Origin of the sequence: Candidatus Defluviibacterium haderslevense, assembly GCA_016712225.1 — a bacterium.
Classification (GTDB): Bacteria; Bacteroidota; Bacteroidia; order Chitinophagales; family Saprospiraceae; genus Vicinibacter; species Vicinibacter haderslevensis.
Map to the genome: position 1 here is coordinate 3,618,470 of JADJRL010000003.1, position 19,076 is coordinate 3,637,545.

At 36.9% G+C, this 19,076-nt stretch carries 13 protein-coding genes; 5 read left to right on the forward strand and 8 right to left on the reverse strand.

Annotated features, from left to right (window positions below):
• Positions 1–14: 14 nt before the first annotated feature.
• From IPK88_14150 to IPK88_14160, 3 genes are all read right to left on the reverse strand, one after another.
• Positions 15–3,209: a T9SS type A sorting domain-containing protein gene (locus IPK88_14150; GenBank protein ID MBK8244566.1), complete on the reverse strand. Its 3,195-nt coding sequence runs from the start codon at positions 3,207–3,209 to the stop codon at positions 15–17.
• 190 nt (positions 3,210–3,399) lie between these two features.
• Entirely contained in the window at positions 3,400–3,576 is a 177-nt protein-coding gene (locus IPK88_14155) for a hypothetical protein (GenBank protein MBK8244567.1), read from the reverse strand.
• Between the two features lie 196 nt (positions 3,577–3,772).
• The gene (locus IPK88_14160; protein MBK8244568.1) at positions 3,773–6,541 is read right to left on the reverse strand and encodes a T9SS type A sorting domain-containing protein; all 2,769 of its coding nucleotides are present in this window, start codon (positions 6,539–6,541) and stop codon (positions 3,773–3,775) included.
• A gap of 224 nt (positions 6,542–6,765) precedes the next feature.
• Here IPK88_14160 and IPK88_14165 point away from each other — a divergent pair, with 224 nt between their 5' ends.
• A complete protein-coding gene (locus IPK88_14165) occupies positions 6,766–8,778 on the forward strand; it encodes a tetratricopeptide repeat protein (GenBank protein MBK8244569.1) in 2,013 nt (670 codons plus the stop codon).
• A complete protein-coding gene (locus tag IPK88_14170; GenBank protein ID MBK8244570.1) occupies positions 8,775–9,416 on the forward strand; it encodes a response regulator transcription factor in 642 nt (213 codons plus the stop codon). Before IPK88_14165 ends, IPK88_14170 begins: the two co-directional genes overlap by 4 nt.
• A gap of 326 nt (positions 9,417–9,742) precedes the next feature.
• Here the strand turns inward: IPK88_14170 and IPK88_14175 are convergent, their stop codons facing one another.
• From IPK88_14175 to IPK88_14185, 3 genes are all read right to left on the reverse strand, one after another.
• On the reverse strand, positions 9,743–10,462 hold the full coding sequence (locus IPK88_14175; GenBank protein ID MBK8244571.1) for an SH3 domain-containing protein: 720 nt from the start codon (positions 10,460–10,462) through the stop codon (positions 9,743–9,745).
• Between the two features lie 142 nt (positions 10,463–10,604).
• The gene (locus IPK88_14180; GenBank protein MBK8244572.1) at positions 10,605–12,122 is read right to left on the reverse strand and encodes a hypothetical protein; all 1,518 of its coding nucleotides are present in this window, start codon (positions 12,120–12,122) and stop codon (positions 10,605–10,607) included.
• Positions 12,123–12,420: 298 nt separating this feature from the next.
• Positions 12,421–12,633 carry a hypothetical protein gene (locus IPK88_14185; protein MBK8244573.1) on the reverse strand — a complete coding sequence of 71 codons (213 nt, stop codon included), beginning with the start codon at positions 12,631–12,633 and terminating at the stop codon, positions 12,421–12,423.
• Between the two features lie 836 nt (positions 12,634–13,469).
• On the opposite strand from IPK88_14185, the gene IPK88_14190 reads away from it, so the two are divergent.
• The 3 genes from IPK88_14190 (at position 13,470) to IPK88_14200 (ending at position 17,089) form a co-directional block, all read left to right on the forward strand.
• Complete coding sequence (locus IPK88_14190; protein ID MBK8244574.1) at positions 13,470–14,219, forward strand: hypothetical protein; 750 nt, start codon at positions 13,470–13,472, stop codon at positions 14,217–14,219.
• Between the two features lie 1,254 nt (positions 14,220–15,473).
• Positions 15,474–15,641, forward strand: coding sequence for a hypothetical protein (locus tag IPK88_14195; protein ID MBK8244575.1), 168 nt, complete (start codon positions 15,474–15,476; stop codon positions 15,639–15,641).
• An 89-nt stretch (positions 15,642–15,730) separates the two neighbouring features.
• Positions 15,731–17,089, forward strand: a complete 1,359-nt coding sequence (locus IPK88_14200; protein MBK8244576.1) for a hypothetical protein — start codon at positions 15,731–15,733, stop codon at positions 17,087–17,089.
• A 239-nt stretch (positions 17,090–17,328) separates the two neighbouring features.
• On the opposite strand, the gene IPK88_14205 is transcribed toward IPK88_14200, so the two are convergent.
• Both IPK88_14205 and pepT read right to left on the reverse strand, forming a co-directional pair.
• On the reverse strand, positions 17,329–17,637 hold the full coding sequence (locus tag IPK88_14205) for a hypothetical protein (protein MBK8244577.1): 309 nt from the start codon (positions 17,635–17,637) through the stop codon (positions 17,329–17,331).
• Positions 17,638–17,817: 180 nt separating this feature from the next.
• Positions 17,818–19,065 carry a peptidase T gene (pepT, locus tag IPK88_14210; protein ID MBK8244578.1) on the reverse strand — a complete coding sequence of 416 codons (1,248 nt, stop codon included), beginning with the start codon at positions 19,063–19,065 and terminating at the stop codon, positions 17,818–17,820.
• Positions 19,066–19,076 lie beyond the last annotated feature (11 nt).

Here is a 19,076-nt window from a genome sequence, read left to right on the forward strand (position 1 = left end):
GATCATGCTACTTATTAGCGCGAAATCACCAGCTTCCCAAATAAAATCCCTTGTTTGCCTGAAGCACGAACTATGTAAGCTCCATCGATTAAGCCGCTGATTGTCAAATTTATAGGGTTTGACAAGTCGGTGGCTTGCAGGGAAAGACAAATTTTTCCTTGCGCGTTGATCAGCACAATATCTCCATGACCCGACAACCTTCCACGGGTATCTACAACAAAATCCTTTGTCGTTGGATTGGGCGAAATCATAAGACTAGGATATTTAGTATCCATTGTTTTAGGCTCATAGCTGGATACAATGGGCATTGCTAGTAGTGTAATAACCGTATTGGTAATCACCGGCTCGTTGAAATCGAAATAAATAGAGGCTGTGTTTCGGATTTTATAGCTCGCATTGAATGCTTTATTGCGTTGGATACCAAAGGAAACAAAACCGTGGCTAGCCGATTCGTTGCTGTTGCTATCCGGTAATGCGATTGGTTCGAAGATGACTTCCAGTAAATTGCCGGGGAGCAGGCGAAATGAGGAGATCGGGTGGCTTGACGCCACCAGGCGCAGTGTACTGGCATCAAAAGCCGTATCCAGCTGATCCGTGATACGGACACGGTCGGCCTGGAAATTGCCTGTGTTTTGAAACTGAACGGTGTATACCAGCTCTTTTCCTTCTGCGATTTCGGTTGAGGTAAGTCCACTTGCCGGTTCAACTCGTTTTTCATTCGGATCATAAGAGCCAACCACGGTGTCCGAGCGCATGAAATGGTTATTAACAGACATAAAATCGGACAAATTTGGCTCGATGTGCCCGCTCATTTTAAAGAGACTGCCAATAACTGCGGTCGAATCCACCTTTCCGTTGATATGAATCGACTCCTGGCTCCAAAGGGAGATGGAGCTGATATCCCAAATCAGGCTATCGCTTCCAATGATAGCGGAAGGAGGCGGGTCGGAACTGATGAACTTGAATTTCGGGTCGAGTTTGACAGAGATTGCGCCGCCGGCAGTTATGGTTCCTTCATTATTGTAGATTATATAAGCGCCAAGTGGAAACCCAGGCCTCGGCCGTCCTGCAAAATAGCCGGTAATGGAAACATCGGTGATGTCTGCTGTGAAATGAACGCCAAAATTGCGGTCATTGCCCGAATTGCTTATCACGTGTTGCGGTGGATTGATGTTTTCTACATAGGCTGACGGAACTCGCAACCGAATTGTATCGATGCTGCCGGCCGTACTGCCAATCGAATACCTGCCATCTGATGCAGTGTAGACAAACCAATATGGATACCAGGCACCTGGTTCTTTGATGCCCACCTGTAGATTGGGCAATGCGGCTTCATTGGGTTCCCATATGCCATTGTTGTTATCGTCTTTGTACACATGGCCCGTAGAGCTTGCGCCATAGTTTTGCGGCAAACCCGTTTTGGAAACTCCGCCGCCAAAACTGCCGCGAAAAAAGGTGGTGTCTGCAACATGCATGACGCCATAGGTATATCGTTCTACTGGGAGCCAGGTTTTGCAGGTATCGAGGGAGGTGAAAAAACCTATGGAGGGTTGATGCAGATAGTATCTGTCGCCTTTGTGCCAAATCTTACCACTATAGTGATTGTCAGTAGGTCCATTAATATCCATCTGTGGGAGCCCTTCACTGGAATAGGTCCAGTTGACTACATTGGAGGTGCTGTGGATTTGGTTTCTATATGCGGCGTCTTCACTCAGTACAAATAGTTTATCATCGGTGGCATAAAGTGACCTTGGGTAAGAAACTTTAGGGCCAATCTCCGGTTGCCAGCTTTGGCCAAAGTCGTCGCTTGAAACGAGCTCGCCGCGCCAGGTAAGCCCATAATACCGGCCGGCGAAAAAGACAATTTCATCGGGAAAATTACCAAATTTCCAGGTTTTGCCAAGGTCGGTAGACAAGGCATCCTCATCCCATTCAGCCTTGATCAATATATTTTCTCCTATCCAAAATAATTTATCAATATGGATAATCGTCCCATTTGCCGGATTGGAGGGTAAAATGGTATCCCAGGAAGCGCCTTCATTTACAGACAGGTAAATACGGTTTTCGTTTATTTCGCTGGCCATTATTTTTCCAGCTGGACTGACTGCTACGTTTTCAAAATAATTACCAGGCATCGGTAAAGGTGCTTTGTCAACCCATATTTCCTGAGCCAGATCGTAGGCGAACACGCCGGTGCCACAAGCAGCCCATAATTGCCCGTTGCCGGAATCCAGGTTATACACTGCGGCTGAAGTAAGCCCTTTATTTGATGGAATAAGCTTTTGGTTGGGGGCATCATACCGCAACACTCCCTGATTGTAAGTGCCGCACAACAATTGTCCTCCTGCTGTCGCCAGGTCAAAGGAGTAATAACCATTGGGGATGGGCAAATCATGCCAACTATGTCCAAAATCATCCGTGTACATAATGCCTGTTTGCCCGCCGCTTTTATACACCCGATCTCCGATTTTGCAAAATTTGTCCGAGCTGTTGTGATACTGTATTGGCGTTTTGGTCCAAGTGCCTCCGGAATTACTGGTACACCAAAGGTTGTTTTCGGTAGCAAAAAACAAGAGGGAATCGGAAGCGAACATAGTAAAAGGGTAATCGCCATTGCCAAATGCAGGCGACACCAATTCCCAATCGGTTCCGTTCAAAGACAGCCGCCAGTACTTGGAATGCCATTCGACATACAATCTATCTTCAAAGGCCCATGCATCGTAACAATACAAACCGGGAGCAGGTATTGAGTCCCATGTGAGTCCATCGTCCTGCGTTCTGAATATGTTGCCGCTGTAACCATCGGGCACGTAAACGCCATGCGAGCAAACCGCGATGCTGGAAAAAGAGGTATGGGTGCTGGGGGGCATGGCTCCTTCAATCCAGCTGCTGCCGTGATCATAACTTACGATAAACTTGATGTCCGAACCGGGGCCATAATTATACCCGTATCCTTGCCCGCCAGCTAGTTTGGTGGGCGAAGTAGCCAGGGGCCAAATGTTTCCAAAGGGTAGTTGTTCCCAGCTTAACCCATCGCGGGTTCTGAAAAAATGATTTTCATCGGCAACAAAGGCGTATTCTCCATCATCGTAAATGGTCAAGATAACTCCGCCTTCAGGGCCGTTGGTGTGTTGCCAATTGATTTGGGAAAAGGTGTTTGAATTGAAGCTGACTAGCAGCAGGCAGATGGTAAATAATCTGAATTTCATAAGTATTATAGTATTTAGGTGGCGAATTGTTATTTAGCACAAGCTTGTGTATCAGGCACCGCGTTAGTGAAAGGTCAAAATTTCAGACGGAAATTCATTAATCACCGCCATGTATAAAACTAAGGATTTTAACTGGTTTGCTTGAACTTCGTTTAGGATATCTTTTATTTTTGATTCATTTTATATTTGTCTATTGGTTTAGTAAATTTAATTCTTTCTCCTGTCCAAAAGTACCGTCAAGAACAAGTATTGAGTTTTGTTTAGTTGTTTGTCCCGCAGGAAAAACATTTAACCTTTCTCCTCGACAGTCAGCATAAGAAGAAACTGTCCAAAAGAGTCCGATTAATATTGTTAGCAGTTGTCTCATAAAGTTACACATAATGTCAGAGTGTGAAAATACCATTTTTTTTGTTTCTAAATGCAAAAAACACCTAGGAAAAGTTCATGTAACTTATTTAATAAAAAAAGCACCTTCACGGGTCTCCCCGAAAAGGTGCTTAGTTTAGGAACATTAAATCAATTATTCCTTTATTGATTTTTCATGCTCACTTTTGATCCGCTGATCAATGCTGAACGATCACTTTTCTACTGATGACAGTTTGATCCGTTTTGATGACCAGTTGATAGATTCCAGAAGGCAATGCAGCCACATTGAATGTCTTTTGTCTTTCACCCGCTGCATAATTTTCATCTGCTGCTAATATGGATCGGTTGCCTAACATATCAATTAATTCAAAATGAATATCTGCAGATTGTTTCAACATGAAAGCAACATTTAATTCTCCTGATGTTGGATTTGGAAAAACACTTAATTGTTTAACAGGGCTATTTTCTTCATTGACTGAAGTGGTACCAAAATAGACTGAAGCGAAAATACTGGAACTGATAGCTCCATCGCATTCAGGACCCATATCAATTTGCAGATTCGGGTATTTGAATACACTAGGATTCATCTCTACTGTGACCACATAATCTTCGAGACAACTCTTTGCAGGCACTGATTGGTTATATGAACTCTGACCTATATTGACTCCGCCTATTCTAATAGTTGCCCCACCTGGGTTCATTCCTCCCAGGCTTATTGCATAGGTGCGTGGTTCATTTGAATCATTGCATAAATCAACTTTGAATGATGCTAAAGTTCCGACAGGTATATTCTCCAGCAGAATGTTATTTTTTGTTTGACCATCGATTTTCAAATTTGGCTGATCTCGCTGATATCCACCTTGGTAAGGACAACTGGTTTTTGAACCATCCGCCACTCTAAACAAGGGTGTTCCATATCTCCCGTCCCTCAATACATCCATTTTAAAGAAGTCACCGCTTTCGTTATCACTTAAGTGGTAAGCGACAACCTTCGCCTCTTCACCTGACTGTGTTTGAGTGGCGCCATAGCGTTTTTCAGTATTGAAATTATATCCAAAGGAAACTCCGCCTCCACCGAATTCGAGAACAGTTTCCAACCCAGCAGTGGCTGAGAGATAATGCTCTGTATTTAATGTGCTTGATTGCGTGACTGAAATGGCTTCAGACCAATCTGTTCCTTGTCCACCCCCGTTAAAAATTAGAGGACTGCCGATGACTTCCGTTGCATTTGCGATGATACTGTCATTGGCGGCCAGCACTCGTTTCCATGCGTTATACTGGTGTAGCGCATTGGCCCTGGTTCTCTGATCCAAGTTGACATTATCCATTATAGATTTTTGAATGTCTATATCATTCTGTATGCCACCCTCCGTTAGCACAAATTTTCTGTATGCATTCTGGCCTGAACCTTTAAGTGAATAAATAAGTCTTTCATGCGTGACTGCTTTACAGGAATCAGGAATAAAATCTACCACTCTATATTTTCCATAATTCAAGTCATACCCATAGCCTATAAAAACATCTGCCCTATCCGCAATACTTGGATCGAGATCGGAAGTGGAAAATCCTTCGTTGGTGCTTACACAAGTTCCATGATCATTCGTTTTGACTACAAGGTCACCTGCAGTTAAGCCAACACCAAATTCGACAGAAAATTCAAAATTTGTGGTCACAATAAGTCCCACACTACCTGCAACACCTATCTTAACCTTGGCATGTGCTTCATGTGATTGATCAGTTGAATAAGAGTTTTCAAATTCTCTGCATATCGTTTTAGTTTGGCTGAAGGAACTGGTACTGCCATCGCCTGGAGGGTCATGCAAGACAAGGTAAGGAATTTGGGGTTCAGTGGTATATCCAAGTATGGGTACAGCGTAATCAACAATACCGGAAACCACAAATGGCATCTGTAGATAAACATTATTAATAGGAGTTCCATTATTAATATTTTGTTCTTGGAAAAAAAATCTGGCCAACATGGTTGTTGTTCCATATTGGAGTGAATCACCAGTACTCATAATATATTCCCCGCGATATAAGGTTGAATTGATTGAAGTAAGTTTGAGTGAATCTCTTTCCTTCTTCCCTTGCCAGACATTATTGAAAGGATCTACCAGGTCAACGAAATTGTTGGTGTTGTTTAGTTTAGCGCTTGATCTGGCATAGATAGTAAGCTTGTAGGCTTTACTTTTTCCAGAAAGATCCTGTGTTTGATTCATTGCCCCATACTCTATCTGAGGGAAGCTGTTCATAAACACCTTGTCAGTAGGCCGGGCCGGATTAGTAGGAATTCCTTGATACACTGTATTTCCTATTCCTAAATGCTCATCACATAGCCTTTTTGGTAGTCCATAGATGGTAAACTTAGATACATTATTATTAGTTGAAAAAACAGTTTCTGACTCGCTTTGAATTTCCTTACCATTTTTATCTTTTGGAATAGGTCCCAAACCACTTCGCCTTACAAGACGCCAAACCTTCCATTGACTCATATCACTTTGATTATAAATATTTTCATTATAATACGCCTCATCCAAAGTAACCGTCAGATAATTGTTATACTTTTTGTTAAATATCGTGAATTCAACACCTCGTCCGCTTACATCCTCCAGTTTCCATAAAAACTCATCCGTATTTGTTTTATCTTCATGACGTGCATTGTACCCGTTGGGTTGCCCTTTAAGTGCTTTACCAAATTTTTTATCGATGATCTGATAATAACCCCCGCCTTGGGAAACAAACGTCCATAGAGCGTTATCCCTACCAATAGCATTGTAATGATAGACATAAGCATCGTAGACATTATTGGTATTGCCGGCTATAATGCTTTTATTGAATCGCGTATCATGGATTTCATAATACGCCTCATTCTGAGCGGTCAGCTTCAGACCTCCAGCCAACAAAAATGCCAGCATGAGGAAAATGGATTTTTGTTGCCTAATCCAAATTTGTAATTGCTTTTTCATATTAATTTGTTTTTTAAAATTGTTAGAATAAATTATTGTTTATTTGATCGGGACAAAGGTGAAGCAAAAAATATAGCATAGCAATGCCAGAAACTAGGTGTTTTGCTGATGCAAATAGAATAAAACACCATATTCAAGGGGTTACAGATGAAATTTGAATAGCTTACATTTGCAATGTTTTTATTACAAAATTTTTAAGCCCTCTATTAATTGAAGCAAAGGATATGAAAAATTTTCTCCGTCTTATTTCCGTCTTATTACTGTGCGGAGTTTTATTTAATGCTGCTCAGGCGCAGAAACAACAGAAAATTGACTCGTTGATGAATCTTTTGAAAACGGCAAAGGAGGACACGAACAAAGTAAATCACCTCTACAACCTCGGCCGGGAGCTGATGTATTCCAACCCCGATACTGCCATGATACTTGGCAATCAAGCATTATCACTTTCCGAAAAAGCAACAAGCAAAAAACACATTGCTGATTCTTATCACATAATTGCGCTGGCGTATTTTTTAAAGGGAAATTATCCTTCTTCCCTGGAAAACAATTTTAAAGCATTAGCACTCAGAGAAGAACTTGCCGATAAATCAGGAGTTGCAAAATCTCTCGGCAACATCGGAAATAGCTATATGCACCAAGCCGATTATCCCAAAGCATTGGATTATTATTTCAAGGGATTGAAAATGCTTGAAGAACTTGCCGATAAAATGGGAATTGCCATACATCTCGGCAACATTGGAAATGCCTATTATTACCAAAGCAATTATACCAAAGCACTGGATTATTATTTCGAGGCATTGAAAATGAATGAAAAAATCGGAAATAAAAATGGAATTGCAATGTGGCTCGGCAACATCGGAGTTGTCTATTGGAAACAAAAGGAATATCCCAAAGCATTGGACAATTATTTCAAGGCATTAAAAATGCATGAAGAATTCGGAAATAAACAAGGAATTGAAACATGTCTCGCCAACATCGGAAGTGTCTATTCTGAACAAGGCGATAAACCCAAAGCACTGGATTATTTTTTCAAGGCATTGAAGATTGCGGAAGAACTTGGAAATAGAAATGGAATTTCAGCACATCTCGGCAACATTGGATTTGTCTATCATGTACAGAAGAATTATCCCAAAGCACTGGACTATTCTTTCAACGCATTGAAGATTGCGGAAGAACTCGGAGATAAAAATGGAATTGCAATACATCTAAGCCGCATCGGATGTGTTTATACTGAAACAGGAAAGTTCGCAGAAGCAGAAGAGTATCTGAAAAAAGCAATTGCTATATATGACAGCATTGGCGATATGGATTTTTTAAGGCAATCTGAAGAATCACTATCTCATCTTTACGATACCACTGGCAGATACAAGCTCGCACTGGAGCATTACAAAAAAGCAATGGTATTAAAGGATACCCTTTTTAATATTGAGAAAAGCAAGGAAATAACCCGTAATGAAATGAATTATGAGTTTGAAAAAAAGGAATCTGCCACGAAAGCCGAATATGACAAGCAAATGGCCGTAGCAGATGTAGAAATTAAAAGACAAAAACTACTTAAGAACTTTTTGATTGGGGGTCTTGTTATGTTGTTGCTGCTTTCTTATTTCATTTATAACAACTTCCGAGCAGCGAGCAAGTTGAAGCTACAAAACATCCGTAACAAAATTGCAAGCGACCTTCACGATGATGTCGGCTCTACCTTAAACAGTATTTCGGTTTACAGCGAAGTGGCAAAACAAAAATCTCCGGCTGTGGTTGATGAACTGGAACAGATTGGAGAGGCATCAAGAAAAATAATTGAGGTGATGAGCGATATTGTCTGGACTATCAATCCAAAGAATGACACCTTTGAAAATATCATTTCACGCATGGGCACACTTGCTTACAACTTGCTAAAGGCAAAAAATATTGAACACACTTTTCAGGCAGATGAAAGTTTAGATGAGACAAAACTTTCCCTGGAATCAAGAAGAAATTTTTACCTGATTTTTAAAGAAACGCTTAACAATCTTGTAAAATACTCACAAGCTACGCGTGCATCTATTACCCTAACAAGTGAAAACGCCTTAGTAAAATTAGCCGTTCGGGATAACGGAATCGGGTTTGATGTTGCACAAACTTCAAAAGGAAACGGATTGCTCAACATGAAAGCCCGTGCTGAAGAAATGAAGGCGCAATTGAAAATAGAATCAGAAAAGGGAAGCGGAACAAACATTGAACTAATTTTTAAAGCATGAAAACATTGAGGGTAATTATTTTTGAAGATAACCGAAATTTACGTGAGGGATTGTTCCAGCTTATAAATGGAACTCCGGGATTTGAATGTGCCGGAGCGTTTGCCAACTGCACCAACATTGTAAATGATATCAGGCAAACAAACCCTGACGTTATTCTTATGGATATTGAAATGCCAGGCATATCTGGTATTGAGGCGGTTCTCATCGCGAAAGAAAAATTTCCTGAAGTCAAGATCCTGATGGAGACCATTTTTGATGACAACGATAAAATATTTCAGTCCATTTGTAACGGGGCAGAAGGGTATATTTTAAAAAGCACTCCACCAGTACTAATGCTTGATGCGATTAAAGAAGTTTATGAAGGCGGTTCTCCAATGACACCAAGCATAGCAAGGAAAGTCTTGAAGATGGTAAAACATAAACCATCGGCAGAAATACTGAATGATTTTGACCTTTCGGATAGGGAGAAAGAAGTTTTAAAATATCTCGTACAAGGAATGAGCTATAAGTTGATTGGTGCAACCTGTTTTATCAGTCCCGAAACGGTAAATGGTCACATCAAAAACATTTATAAAAAGTTGCAGGTTCATTCCAAATCGGAAGCGGTGGTGAAAGCGATAAAGGGGAGGATTGTGTGAGATCTGTTGTAAGCACTATGCTTCAATCGGAGCAGGCGCGGTAAGGTAAAATAAATGTGCAGCAAGCCATATTTTAAAATATGAAAAGTATGCAGTTCTTTTATTATTATAGAAGTGATAGTCCAAACGGCATTGTTGGCTTTAATAAGAATAATGAAAACATTATAAATGATTTCATAAAGTTTTTTTGGCGCACAACGTCTGGAGATTCTTCCCATAACGTTTCTGACGAATGCCAAATATAAGACATTTTTTAAGAATTAAGCTTTAGATCAAAAATAAGCCTTAATCGATATGGAGAGTACTCATGTTATGCACAGTGTGATCTAACAAGCACAATAATAAGATATTTTTACTCCTTCTTTAACTTTTAAAAGAAAGTAGTGGCAAGATCCCTCTATGTCAAAGTTTAGATTTTTATCTGTTGATTTCCAAACAGAAATCAGATCTTGCAAGTTTGAGTTATCCTTTATAGCAAATTTTTGAGTATAGAATTTTATAATTGTAAATACTTCATATAAATCTATGTTTGGTATAAATACTTCAATATTAAAAAACTCACCACTTGTATATTTATATCTATAATTATTTAATAATCTAGGTTCAAATAAACAATTTTTATAATCCTTAAACTTATTTTGAATACAAATTGTATCAAAAATATCTGATGATCTGTTTTTATATAAAAAGTATTCGAATCCGTCTTTAAATGTGGTGTCTGGTTCTAATTTTAAAAAGTTTATTTTATTTACATATCCTGAAATAGAATCATACTTTATCTTGTACCATCTTTCATTATAAACCAATTGAATTTTATTGTAAATTCCTGTGTCCAATATTTTAATGTTAGATTTTGCAATAGTTATACTATCTAAAATGATAAATTTACCAAAAGGAATTTTACATAATATTTTTGAGTTTAATGTTGGATCATTTCTCAAGTACGCTCCTGAATAATTCCAATTATATAGTGTATCTCCAAGTTGGAAATTCGCTTTAATTAAGCAACTATTTAAGGATAACAAACAAAAAATAAGTATTTTCATAATGTGACTAACGGTCTAGGCTACCCACTGGCAGGATCATTGAGTAATGGTCTTGTTCCAGGTAACTAGATTTCAAAGATACATCTTTCATTCTTTATATTCGTGAACCTGCTAGTGGGTAGCTTATGTTATCAGGATTTGTTCAATTCAATTGGAATGTTCCATATTCAGATTTCCAGAATCCCTCACTATTTTCACCTGCTTTTCCAATTAAATACACTTTGTATGTACCGGCCTTAAAACCGGAGATATCTACTTTCAAATACTCAACCCCTTTCCATGATTCATATGGCAACCTTATATTTAATGCCAATTCCTTATATACTCCATTTCCATTAACCATGTTCTCAATGATTATAAGAGGGACCTCTTTGATTGTCTCTTTTCCATAATTATAATTAATTCCAAATGACAAGGTCAGCTTTGTTGTATCAACATATACTTGATATAAATCCATGAATATTCTTAAATCGTTACCCACAAATTCTTTCCATTCTTCTTGCGTGGAATTATGTACAATAAAATATGCCAGATTACTCCTATATTCCGATGGAACTTCATTTAAGTAAATTCTCTTTATTAACTGCAGGGCCTCGAGATCAATACGATGCTCTAGAATACCATCCATTGGGTTTGAAAGCGCACTCACAATTTTAAATGCAAATAATTTAAAGTTTTCATTTGACAGTAGAGGTATAATTTTATCTCTAATTTCCTTTTGCTTTGCTTTTTGAAATTTAAGTATAGATGCTGAAGGAATTGGGTAGTTATTTTCATATACTTTCCTACAAGCTCCAACTAAAAAGGAAAGTGCCTGCTTTCGATCTATTGTTAAGTTTAATTCATTGAGAGCAGTAGATGTTAAGAAATCGATATCAGAATAGGTAGCAAAGGATTTTCTACCATAGTCATCCAAAATGCCGGTATACCCAATCCAGTCTACTTCAATTGGAAACCTAACTTCTCGGAAGAGTTTGCTTGCGAGCCATGTGTCTTTGGAAATATTCGCTTCAGTGATCCTCTTGAAAATGTCATATTCTATGGAGCCCCAACCGCAATCCTCATTTAATCCACATCGTTTACCAAACTCCTGTCTATTTGCGGCTAGCCATTGAAAAAGCAATTGATTTCGAACAACAGAATCGTGGAGATTTCTAATTTCTTGTATAGCACGAATTCTATTATCCACAGATTCAATTCTTTGCTTCAAATTACTCCATGACATCGTATCATTTAGTGGAGAAAAAGTAAACTTTCCAGGAATTTTATACTGAAATGGTACTAATATTTTACCGCTTACCAATAGGCGAAATCCAGAGAAAGTAGCATTGTATTTTCCTTCTTTATCAACACTAATATAAACCATTATGGACTCGGCCTGCTCAAAACCAACGGTTTTCCTTTGAAATTCATCTGTTCCTGTGGAATATATTCTCTCAAGACCATTTATTTCAAATGTATCCAAGAAAGGTTTGTTGGAGTTTATTTCATGACCACAAAACTTATAAATGCCATTGGAGTTCGACAAGTATTTTACCTCCATTACTTTATCTGATTTTATGGACAATTCCACAATAGACAATGTTGGAAATATCGCAGCCTGAACATGATTGAGAATGATTACTAAAACAAGGATTAAAAATATTCTTTTCTTTTTCATACCTGATAACGTTCCGTCGCTTCTCGTCAGTTGCGAACCTCGGAACTTTTTATTTTCCGTTAAAGATAAAAATTCTTGCGAAACGCAAACATGAACTTACAACAAAATTCGCAATTGCGAGAAACGGCTGTTGTAAGCAGTTTTATTTTGTTTCGTAATCATACTTTCCTTTTTCATATTCGTCTAATTCGGCGTCATTCTTTCCAAACAATATTTTTGAAAAGTGTCTATATTCGACTAACTTCTTTTTTCTCAATAAATCAGTTATCAAATAATAAACAAAAGGATGCTTTAAATCCTATAACTTTAATTTTGAATATCGCTTTCTTGATTTTGGATATTGCTCCCAAAACCTTTTATAATCATCATAAATTTTGTCCGTTACTTTCTCAATTATTTCAGTCAAAAGTTCTTTTGGAATTTCATTATTTGAAACTCCATTATAATACTCTTCAATTTCCAAGTGGAAATTTTTCTTAGGTTCTATTTTATTTTCAGTTCTCCAGAACATCAGTTCTCAAAATTGCTTATAACATTTGGGTTCCCAAAAGTTCATTTGAGAGTTTCTTGAATATCGCTTATATAATTTGGTAATTAAATCATTCATAATGAAATAGTTAATTTACAATCTTGATCTTTTATTTTTTAATTTAAATAGTTTGACTATTCTAAATTAATTAGAAAATTCAATCTATTTAAGATATATCCATGACATTCATCACATACGAATGATAGAATTGTATTTTTTAAATCCTTCTAACCTTCAGAAACATGATCTAAAATAAATTACCTTCTATGTATAAATTGCAGTTCTACCTTTTACATGACAAATATATCAAAACTTATCTATAGGTAAAGACATTCTTACAAAATAAATTTTTGTAAACTAATTCAGTGGGTAACTAATCTTTTGTATCAAGCCAAGAATTGGTTCCGAATCTATTGTATGAATTGGAATTCAAATTCTTCTAGCGGACTGAATAGCTTCCTTTTAAAAGAAATGATCTATAATAGAAACCAATAATTCCCAGCCAACTCAGATCAGAATGTTCTAATTCTTCCTAGGGTCATTTTTGAATTGCTGAATCCAGGGTTTTGTATAGGACAATTATTCTTTTTTACCAAGTAATTAAACATTTTTTGTATTTTTTAAAGAATATTTCACCACGATTACTCCACGACTATTCCACGACTTATCCTCGTATAATTCGCATATGTTCCGCTACTGGGATTTCTCCCTGACAATAATATTTACATATTCAAATTCGTTTAAGTAATGAGAGCAAAATGTTTTTTGATCCTGATCAAAAAACATGGTAATTATTTTAACACTATAATTTTTTAAGTATGGGACGCCAAATCGGATTAATCAAAATCTCAGGTAAATTCAATGATCTGAGTTTTTACAAAAGTAAAGATGGGTACATCGTTCGCACCAAAGGAGGATCCAGTAAAGCCCGAATCAAAACAGATCCTGCCTTCGCTAGAACTCGGGAGAATAATCAAGAGTTTGCAGAAGTAAATCATTCAGGTAAATGGATTCGCACATCCTTTAGAAACATTACAGCTAATGAATCAGATGCTTTAGTTGTAAGTCGAATGGTGACGCAGCTTTCTAAAGTGATAAAGTTGGATACCATTAATCTGCGTGGATCTAGAAAAGTTGGGATGGGTTTATCTACAATGGAGGGTAAGAAATTATTGAAGGGATTTAATTTCAATAAAGAGTCCTTATTGAGTAAAGTTTTTAAATCCAAATATCTAGTGGATAGTGCAAGTGGGGTGGTGCGTATTCCGGATTTCATACCTAAGCAAGATTTGGTTTGTCCTGCTTCAGCGACTCATTGCAGGATTGAAAGTGCCTGGTCTGAAATTGATTTTGCATCTGGAGCGATACATTCATCCATTAGTCCTATAGTTTCATTAGTCATGGATCAAACTATAAGTAATGTGGTGTTATCTCCTGTGCAGGTACCGACAGGGGTAGGTATTTTATTTGTTGTATTAAAAGTGAGCTTTTTTCAGGAGATCAATGGGGTGGTGTATTCTTTGAATAATGGAGGGTTGAATGCTATTGAAATTGTGTCAGTGAGTTAAAATTTCATTGTGGGGCGAAGGTTTTATATACACGTTCCTGGGACTAATTCTTTGTTCTTTTTTCTTGAAACATGATTGAGTGATCTTGCCTTAGCAAGAAATTTGTGATCCAAAATCACAAATTAACGAATGAACCGAAGCCTGTATCAGGCTGAGGGAAACCAAAATTCTAGCCTGCCTGACTGATTTCAGTCAGGCAGGACTGTAAGGTCTAAGCCTAAAATGATTTCATGAAACCTAAATTCAAAAAACTCGCCTTTGGCCTTCTGTCTTTTATTTAGCCTGACACTTGCCCAGCTCGCATTTATGTTCTTGTTTTTTGCATTGTGTTGGGCTCAAACAGTTTTGAATTTTTACATTTTGTTTTCAATGCAACTTCCTTTTAATGGTTTTACATTATTCTCAAATATTAATTTTCGTTATAATTAATAATTCTTTGTTCTTTTTTCTTGAAAAAAAAGAACCAAAAATTCAAGACTGTAAGGTCTAAGCCTAAAATGATTGCATGAAACCTAAATTCAAAAAACTCGCTTTAGGCCATATTTCTTTTGTTTAGCTTAACACTTGCCCAGCTCGCATTTATGTTCCTTTTTTTAGCATTGTGTTGAGCTCATACAGTTTTGAATTTTTAACGGTTTCATTCCATCATTTTTTAACGGCTTATCCCTTAAGGTCGATCCTAATTTCTAATTCTACTAATTATTGACAAATACCACGATCGTTGATGTCTCTGAGTTCGATTCGATATATTCCCCATATAGGCTTAAAATTTAAGGTGCAATATATTTAATGCCATTTAAGCCATTCAAAAGTTGCATAAAAAGGGTAGTGTATAGCACAATTTTTAAATCAAAAGATTGTTTAGTTTATTAATTAAATATATCTTTGAATGATGTTAACATCAGAAATTGTTACCAGTTTTAAAAAACTACCAAAATAGAGTAGGCTAAAAATTATTGAGATGGTTATTAACACACTTTATGATACTGAGGAGGATAAATTAGAGAAAGCAGCTTTATCAATGATTAATGATTATAGACATGACCAAGAACTAACTGCTTTTACATCATTAGACATGGAAACTTTCTACTGATGCTCAACATATTTGTTTTGTAACTGTTTTAAAAGTTGACAGCTGAGTAAGTTAGAATTTAAATTATATGGTAAATTTTTTAAGAATAAGGCAATATTACTCAATAAACCTAAAATATGGATATTCCATAATTGAAACAATATGACCTAAAGAACTTACCTATGGAAAAGAGTGAACACATAGTTAAAGAATTTCATGCAGTTGAATTCATGAGAGAAGTTCGAAATGAATTAACAGAAATGTATTTGAAAGATAAACAAAATTATTTGGACTATCTAAAAAAAACATTGGAAGACTTTAAAAATACACAGAAAAAGGACTGCCATTAACACTGGAATAGCGAAGAGACTTCCTAAAAGTCTTCCATTTCCAGTGCCAACTGCTGAGCGTAATATTCAGAGACTATCAATAAGACAATATGAACCAAGAACTTTGGAACAAAATATTAGCATTTGACTTTGACAATCCACCAAGTGAATATGGATTTTCAACAAGACTTGCAAACGAGAATTTTTGGACAAGAGAATTTGCAGACCAAGCAATTATAGAATATAAGAAATTTATGTATTTAGCGGCAACTTCAGAATTTATGGTTTCGCCTTCTAAAATAATTGATAATGTTTGGCATCAACATTTGATTTTCACTCAATCTTATCAAGACTTTTGCAACATACTTGGTAAACAAATTCAACATATTCCTTCTACTCACACCAGAGAAGAATTTGAAAAGTTTAAAAAAGCAAAAGAAAGAACAATAAAGTTTTACGAAAGAGATTTTGGCAAACAACCTAAAAACATTTGGACATACAATGATATGTTTGAAAGTTTAAATCTTGAAAAGGCAAAGTTCAAGTTGAGAACATTTCTAATCTTTGGAGTACTTGCCTTTATTTGTTTAACAGTTCCAGCTTACTTTTTATTAAAACCAATTTATGTTCAAATAAACAATCCCTATTTTATTTACGGTTTTAGTGCTTTGACACTTGTTACATTTTTAGTACTTGAATTTTACAACAGATCAAAACTCAAAAATATTGTTTCAGGTTTTGACGAAACATCCTTTATTTATAATCTACAACCATTTGAACTTGTGTATTTGAAAACACAAAAACTTTCAAACGTTATAAATGGAACAGTAAATGAATTAGTTGATAATGGTACGATCAAAATAAATGAAAACGATAGTATTGAAGTTGCAAAAGGTAATGCTAATATTAATAATTCACAACTTCAAGTAACTTCTGCATTGGCGGAATTAGGAACAACGTATTACCCTAAACTTTTGAGAAAATTATCAACAAAACCAGTCTTTTGGAACATTCCAAACAGTATGGACGCTTTTGGAAAGTATTTCAACAAGTCTAAGATGTTTGGCTTTTTATTCTATGCAAATTTTGCAATCTTGAACTTTCTTATTTTACTTTGTTTTACAAGAATTGTAACAGGAATTTTAAGAGACAAGCCTGTAATTCAAATTGTAATAGTGACACTTGTTTTAGCAATTATCACATTTGTTTTTTTACAAAGACTAACAAAACAAATTTCAACAACTACAATTCCAAACTTATACAAATACGATATTTTACCAACAAGACAAATTGATGACAATTGGCAATGGACATATTTTTTATTGGGCACAGCAGTTTTGACAACATCATTTGTGCCATTAGTAAACTACATAGACAAAAACAATAACAATAGTGGTAACTGTGGTGCTTCATGTGGCAGTAGCTGTGGCAGTTCCTGCAGTAGCTGTGGTGGTTGTGGTGGTGACTAAACATAAAAAAGAATGATAAGTCAAAAAATACTACGCAGTACAGCATTTGCAAGAAGTTGGCTGTTTAGTGGTTAAATACACATTTGTGCTGCGCATCAAGTTCGCTACTGGCAGACAGTTTTCGTCTCCGAAATCGCCAACTGCTTGTAGCTGCAAAGCGTCATCTTATACACACTTCTTATATATTCTAGTTATGTCAACACAAACCAATATGTTGAGGTTTTCTTTTTCTTGTTATTCTAAAAGTTTAGTCCGCTTCTCTTTGATACGTTGAAATTCCATAGATCAAAGTTTGGATCTGTTTTTTGAAGATAAGAACATTTAGGCTTGAAAATTTCATCCATTGGTATCAAAGATTCTTCATCATCCGATTCATCATATGCCTTAAGAACTTCATCTTTTTGTTCTTGAGTAAGAGAATTCCACAATTCTCCAGGTTTGGATGATTTGTGTCTTTTCAACATATCATATAATGATTGCAATAACTCCACATCTTCAATAGAATTAATTAGATTACTTAGATTGTTTAGTAACTTAGCTCGGGTCATTTTATTAAATTTTGTATTTTACAATAGTGTGATTTATTTTATGTTTTCTATGGTATTACTCAAAGATAAGTTGATCCCTTCAAAAATTATAAAATAAAATCTTTCTTTCGCAATTCAAGTAATTCGGTGATTTATCGTTTCGTGTTTAGTCTTAGTGTCCTAAAAAAGAACTATTACCAATCAACTCCGTTGTTCCCATATCGTACAAAGTCGCACGATAACCTCTGCCGCCTTATGCATATCCTGTACGGAGACCCATTCTTTTTTGGAATGAATGCCATGTTCGCCGGCGAATAGATTCGGGCAGGGTAGACCCATGAAAGATAATCTGCTGCCGTCTGTACCACCTCGAATTTTGCCTCGCAATAATGGGATGCCGGCTTCTTCAATAGCTTGGGCGGCATAATCTGCGATTTCGGGTCGAAGGGCAAGAATTTCCTTCATGTTTCGATATTGTTCTTTTTGGGTGAGTTCATATTTGGAATTAGGGTATTGGGTTAAGACTTTAGAGCATATCGAATTCAATTCAGCAACGTGCTGATTTAATTTGGCAGTTTCAAAATCTCTGATGATGAATTCAAGTTTGGCGGACTCCAGATTACCTTCGATTTTCGTGGGATGAACGAAGCCTTCGTAAGAACTTGTGGATTCGGGACTCAAGCGATCTTTGGGTAATTGAGCTACGATCTCACTCGCTATTTTAATCGCATTTTCCATTTTTCCTTTGGCGTACCCTGGGTGACTGGAAACACCCGTTATGTGAATGGTGCAGGCATCCGCTGAGAAGGTCTCGTCTTCCAGGCTTCCTAATTCTCCACCATCAAGGGTATAGGCAGCCTTAGCGCTCACTTTTTCTAAATTCACCTTGTCTACGCCATGACCGATTTCTTCATCTGGTGTAAACAGTAGCGAGATTTCCCCATGCAAGATTTCGGGATGTTGTTTTAAGTAGATGGCAGCTTCCATAATCGCACATACTCCTGCCTTGTCGTCAGCTCCCAAAAGCGTTAAACCGGAAGCGGTAATGATGTCCTCACCTAATTTTGTATTGAGAATTGGAAAATCAGAAGTTGAAATGATAATACTTGGGTCATCCGGTAGAACGATATCTTGACCGGAATAGTTTTTATGCAGGATGGGTTTAACATCTTTTCCACTACAATCGGGAGCGGTATCCACATGTGAGCAAAAACATATTGCTGGGACTTCTTTGGTCGTATTGGAAGGTAATGAAGCATAGACATAACCCCATTCGTCAAGTTCGCATTGGATGTCTGCTGCTATTAATTCTTCCAATAAGGCATTGGATAGATCTTTTTGATTGTCAGAAGATGGAAATGTAGAAGAAAAAGGATCGGATTGTGTGTCTATCCTACAGTAACTCATAAATCGTTCTGCTGCAGTGGAAAAAGCGTTTTTAAAATTCATATGTTGATTTA

Coding starts and splice junctions, on each gene's coding strand:
- IPK88_14200 (MBK8244576.1), top strand. CDS start 15,731: ATGAACCAAGAACTTTGGAACAAAATATTAGCATTTGACTTTGACAAT.
- IPK88_14155 (MBK8244567.1), bottom strand. CDS start 3,576: ATGAGACAACTGCTAACAATATTAATCGGACTCTTTTGGACAGTTTCT.
- IPK88_14165 (MBK8244569.1), top strand. CDS start 6,766: ATGAAAAATTTTCTCCGTCTTATTTCCGTCTTATTACTGTGCGGAGTT.
- IPK88_14160 (MBK8244568.1), bottom strand. CDS start 6,541: ATGAAAAAGCAATTACAAATTTGGATTAGGCAACAAAAATCCATTTTC.
- IPK88_14190 (MBK8244574.1), top strand. CDS start 13,470: ATGGGACGCCAAATCGGATTAATCAAAATCTCAGGTAAATTCAATGAT.
- IPK88_14175 (MBK8244571.1), bottom strand. CDS start 10,462: ATGAAAATACTTATTTTTTGTTTGTTATCCTTAAATAGTTGCTTAATT.
- pepT (MBK8244578.1), bottom strand. CDS start 19,065: ATGAATTTTAAAAACGCTTTTTCCACTGCAGCAGAACGATTTATGAGT.
- IPK88_14150 (MBK8244566.1), bottom strand. CDS start 3,209: ATGAAATTCAGATTATTTACCATCTGCCTGCTGCTAGTCAGCTTCAAT.
- IPK88_14170 (MBK8244570.1), top strand. CDS start 8,775: ATGAAAACATTGAGGGTAATTATTTTTGAAGATAACCGAAATTTACGT.
- IPK88_14205 (MBK8244577.1), bottom strand. CDS start 17,637: ATGACCCGAGCTAAGTTACTAAACAATCTAAGTAATCTAATTAATTCT.
- IPK88_14185 (MBK8244573.1), bottom strand. CDS start 12,633: ATGTTCTGGAGAACTGAAAATAAAATAGAACCTAAGAAAAATTTCCAC.
- IPK88_14180 (MBK8244572.1), bottom strand. CDS start 12,122: ATGAAAAAGAAAAGAATATTTTTAATCCTTGTTTTAGTAATCATTCTC.
- IPK88_14195 (MBK8244575.1), top strand. CDS start 15,474: ATGGAAAAGAGTGAACACATAGTTAAAGAATTTCATGCAGTTGAATTC.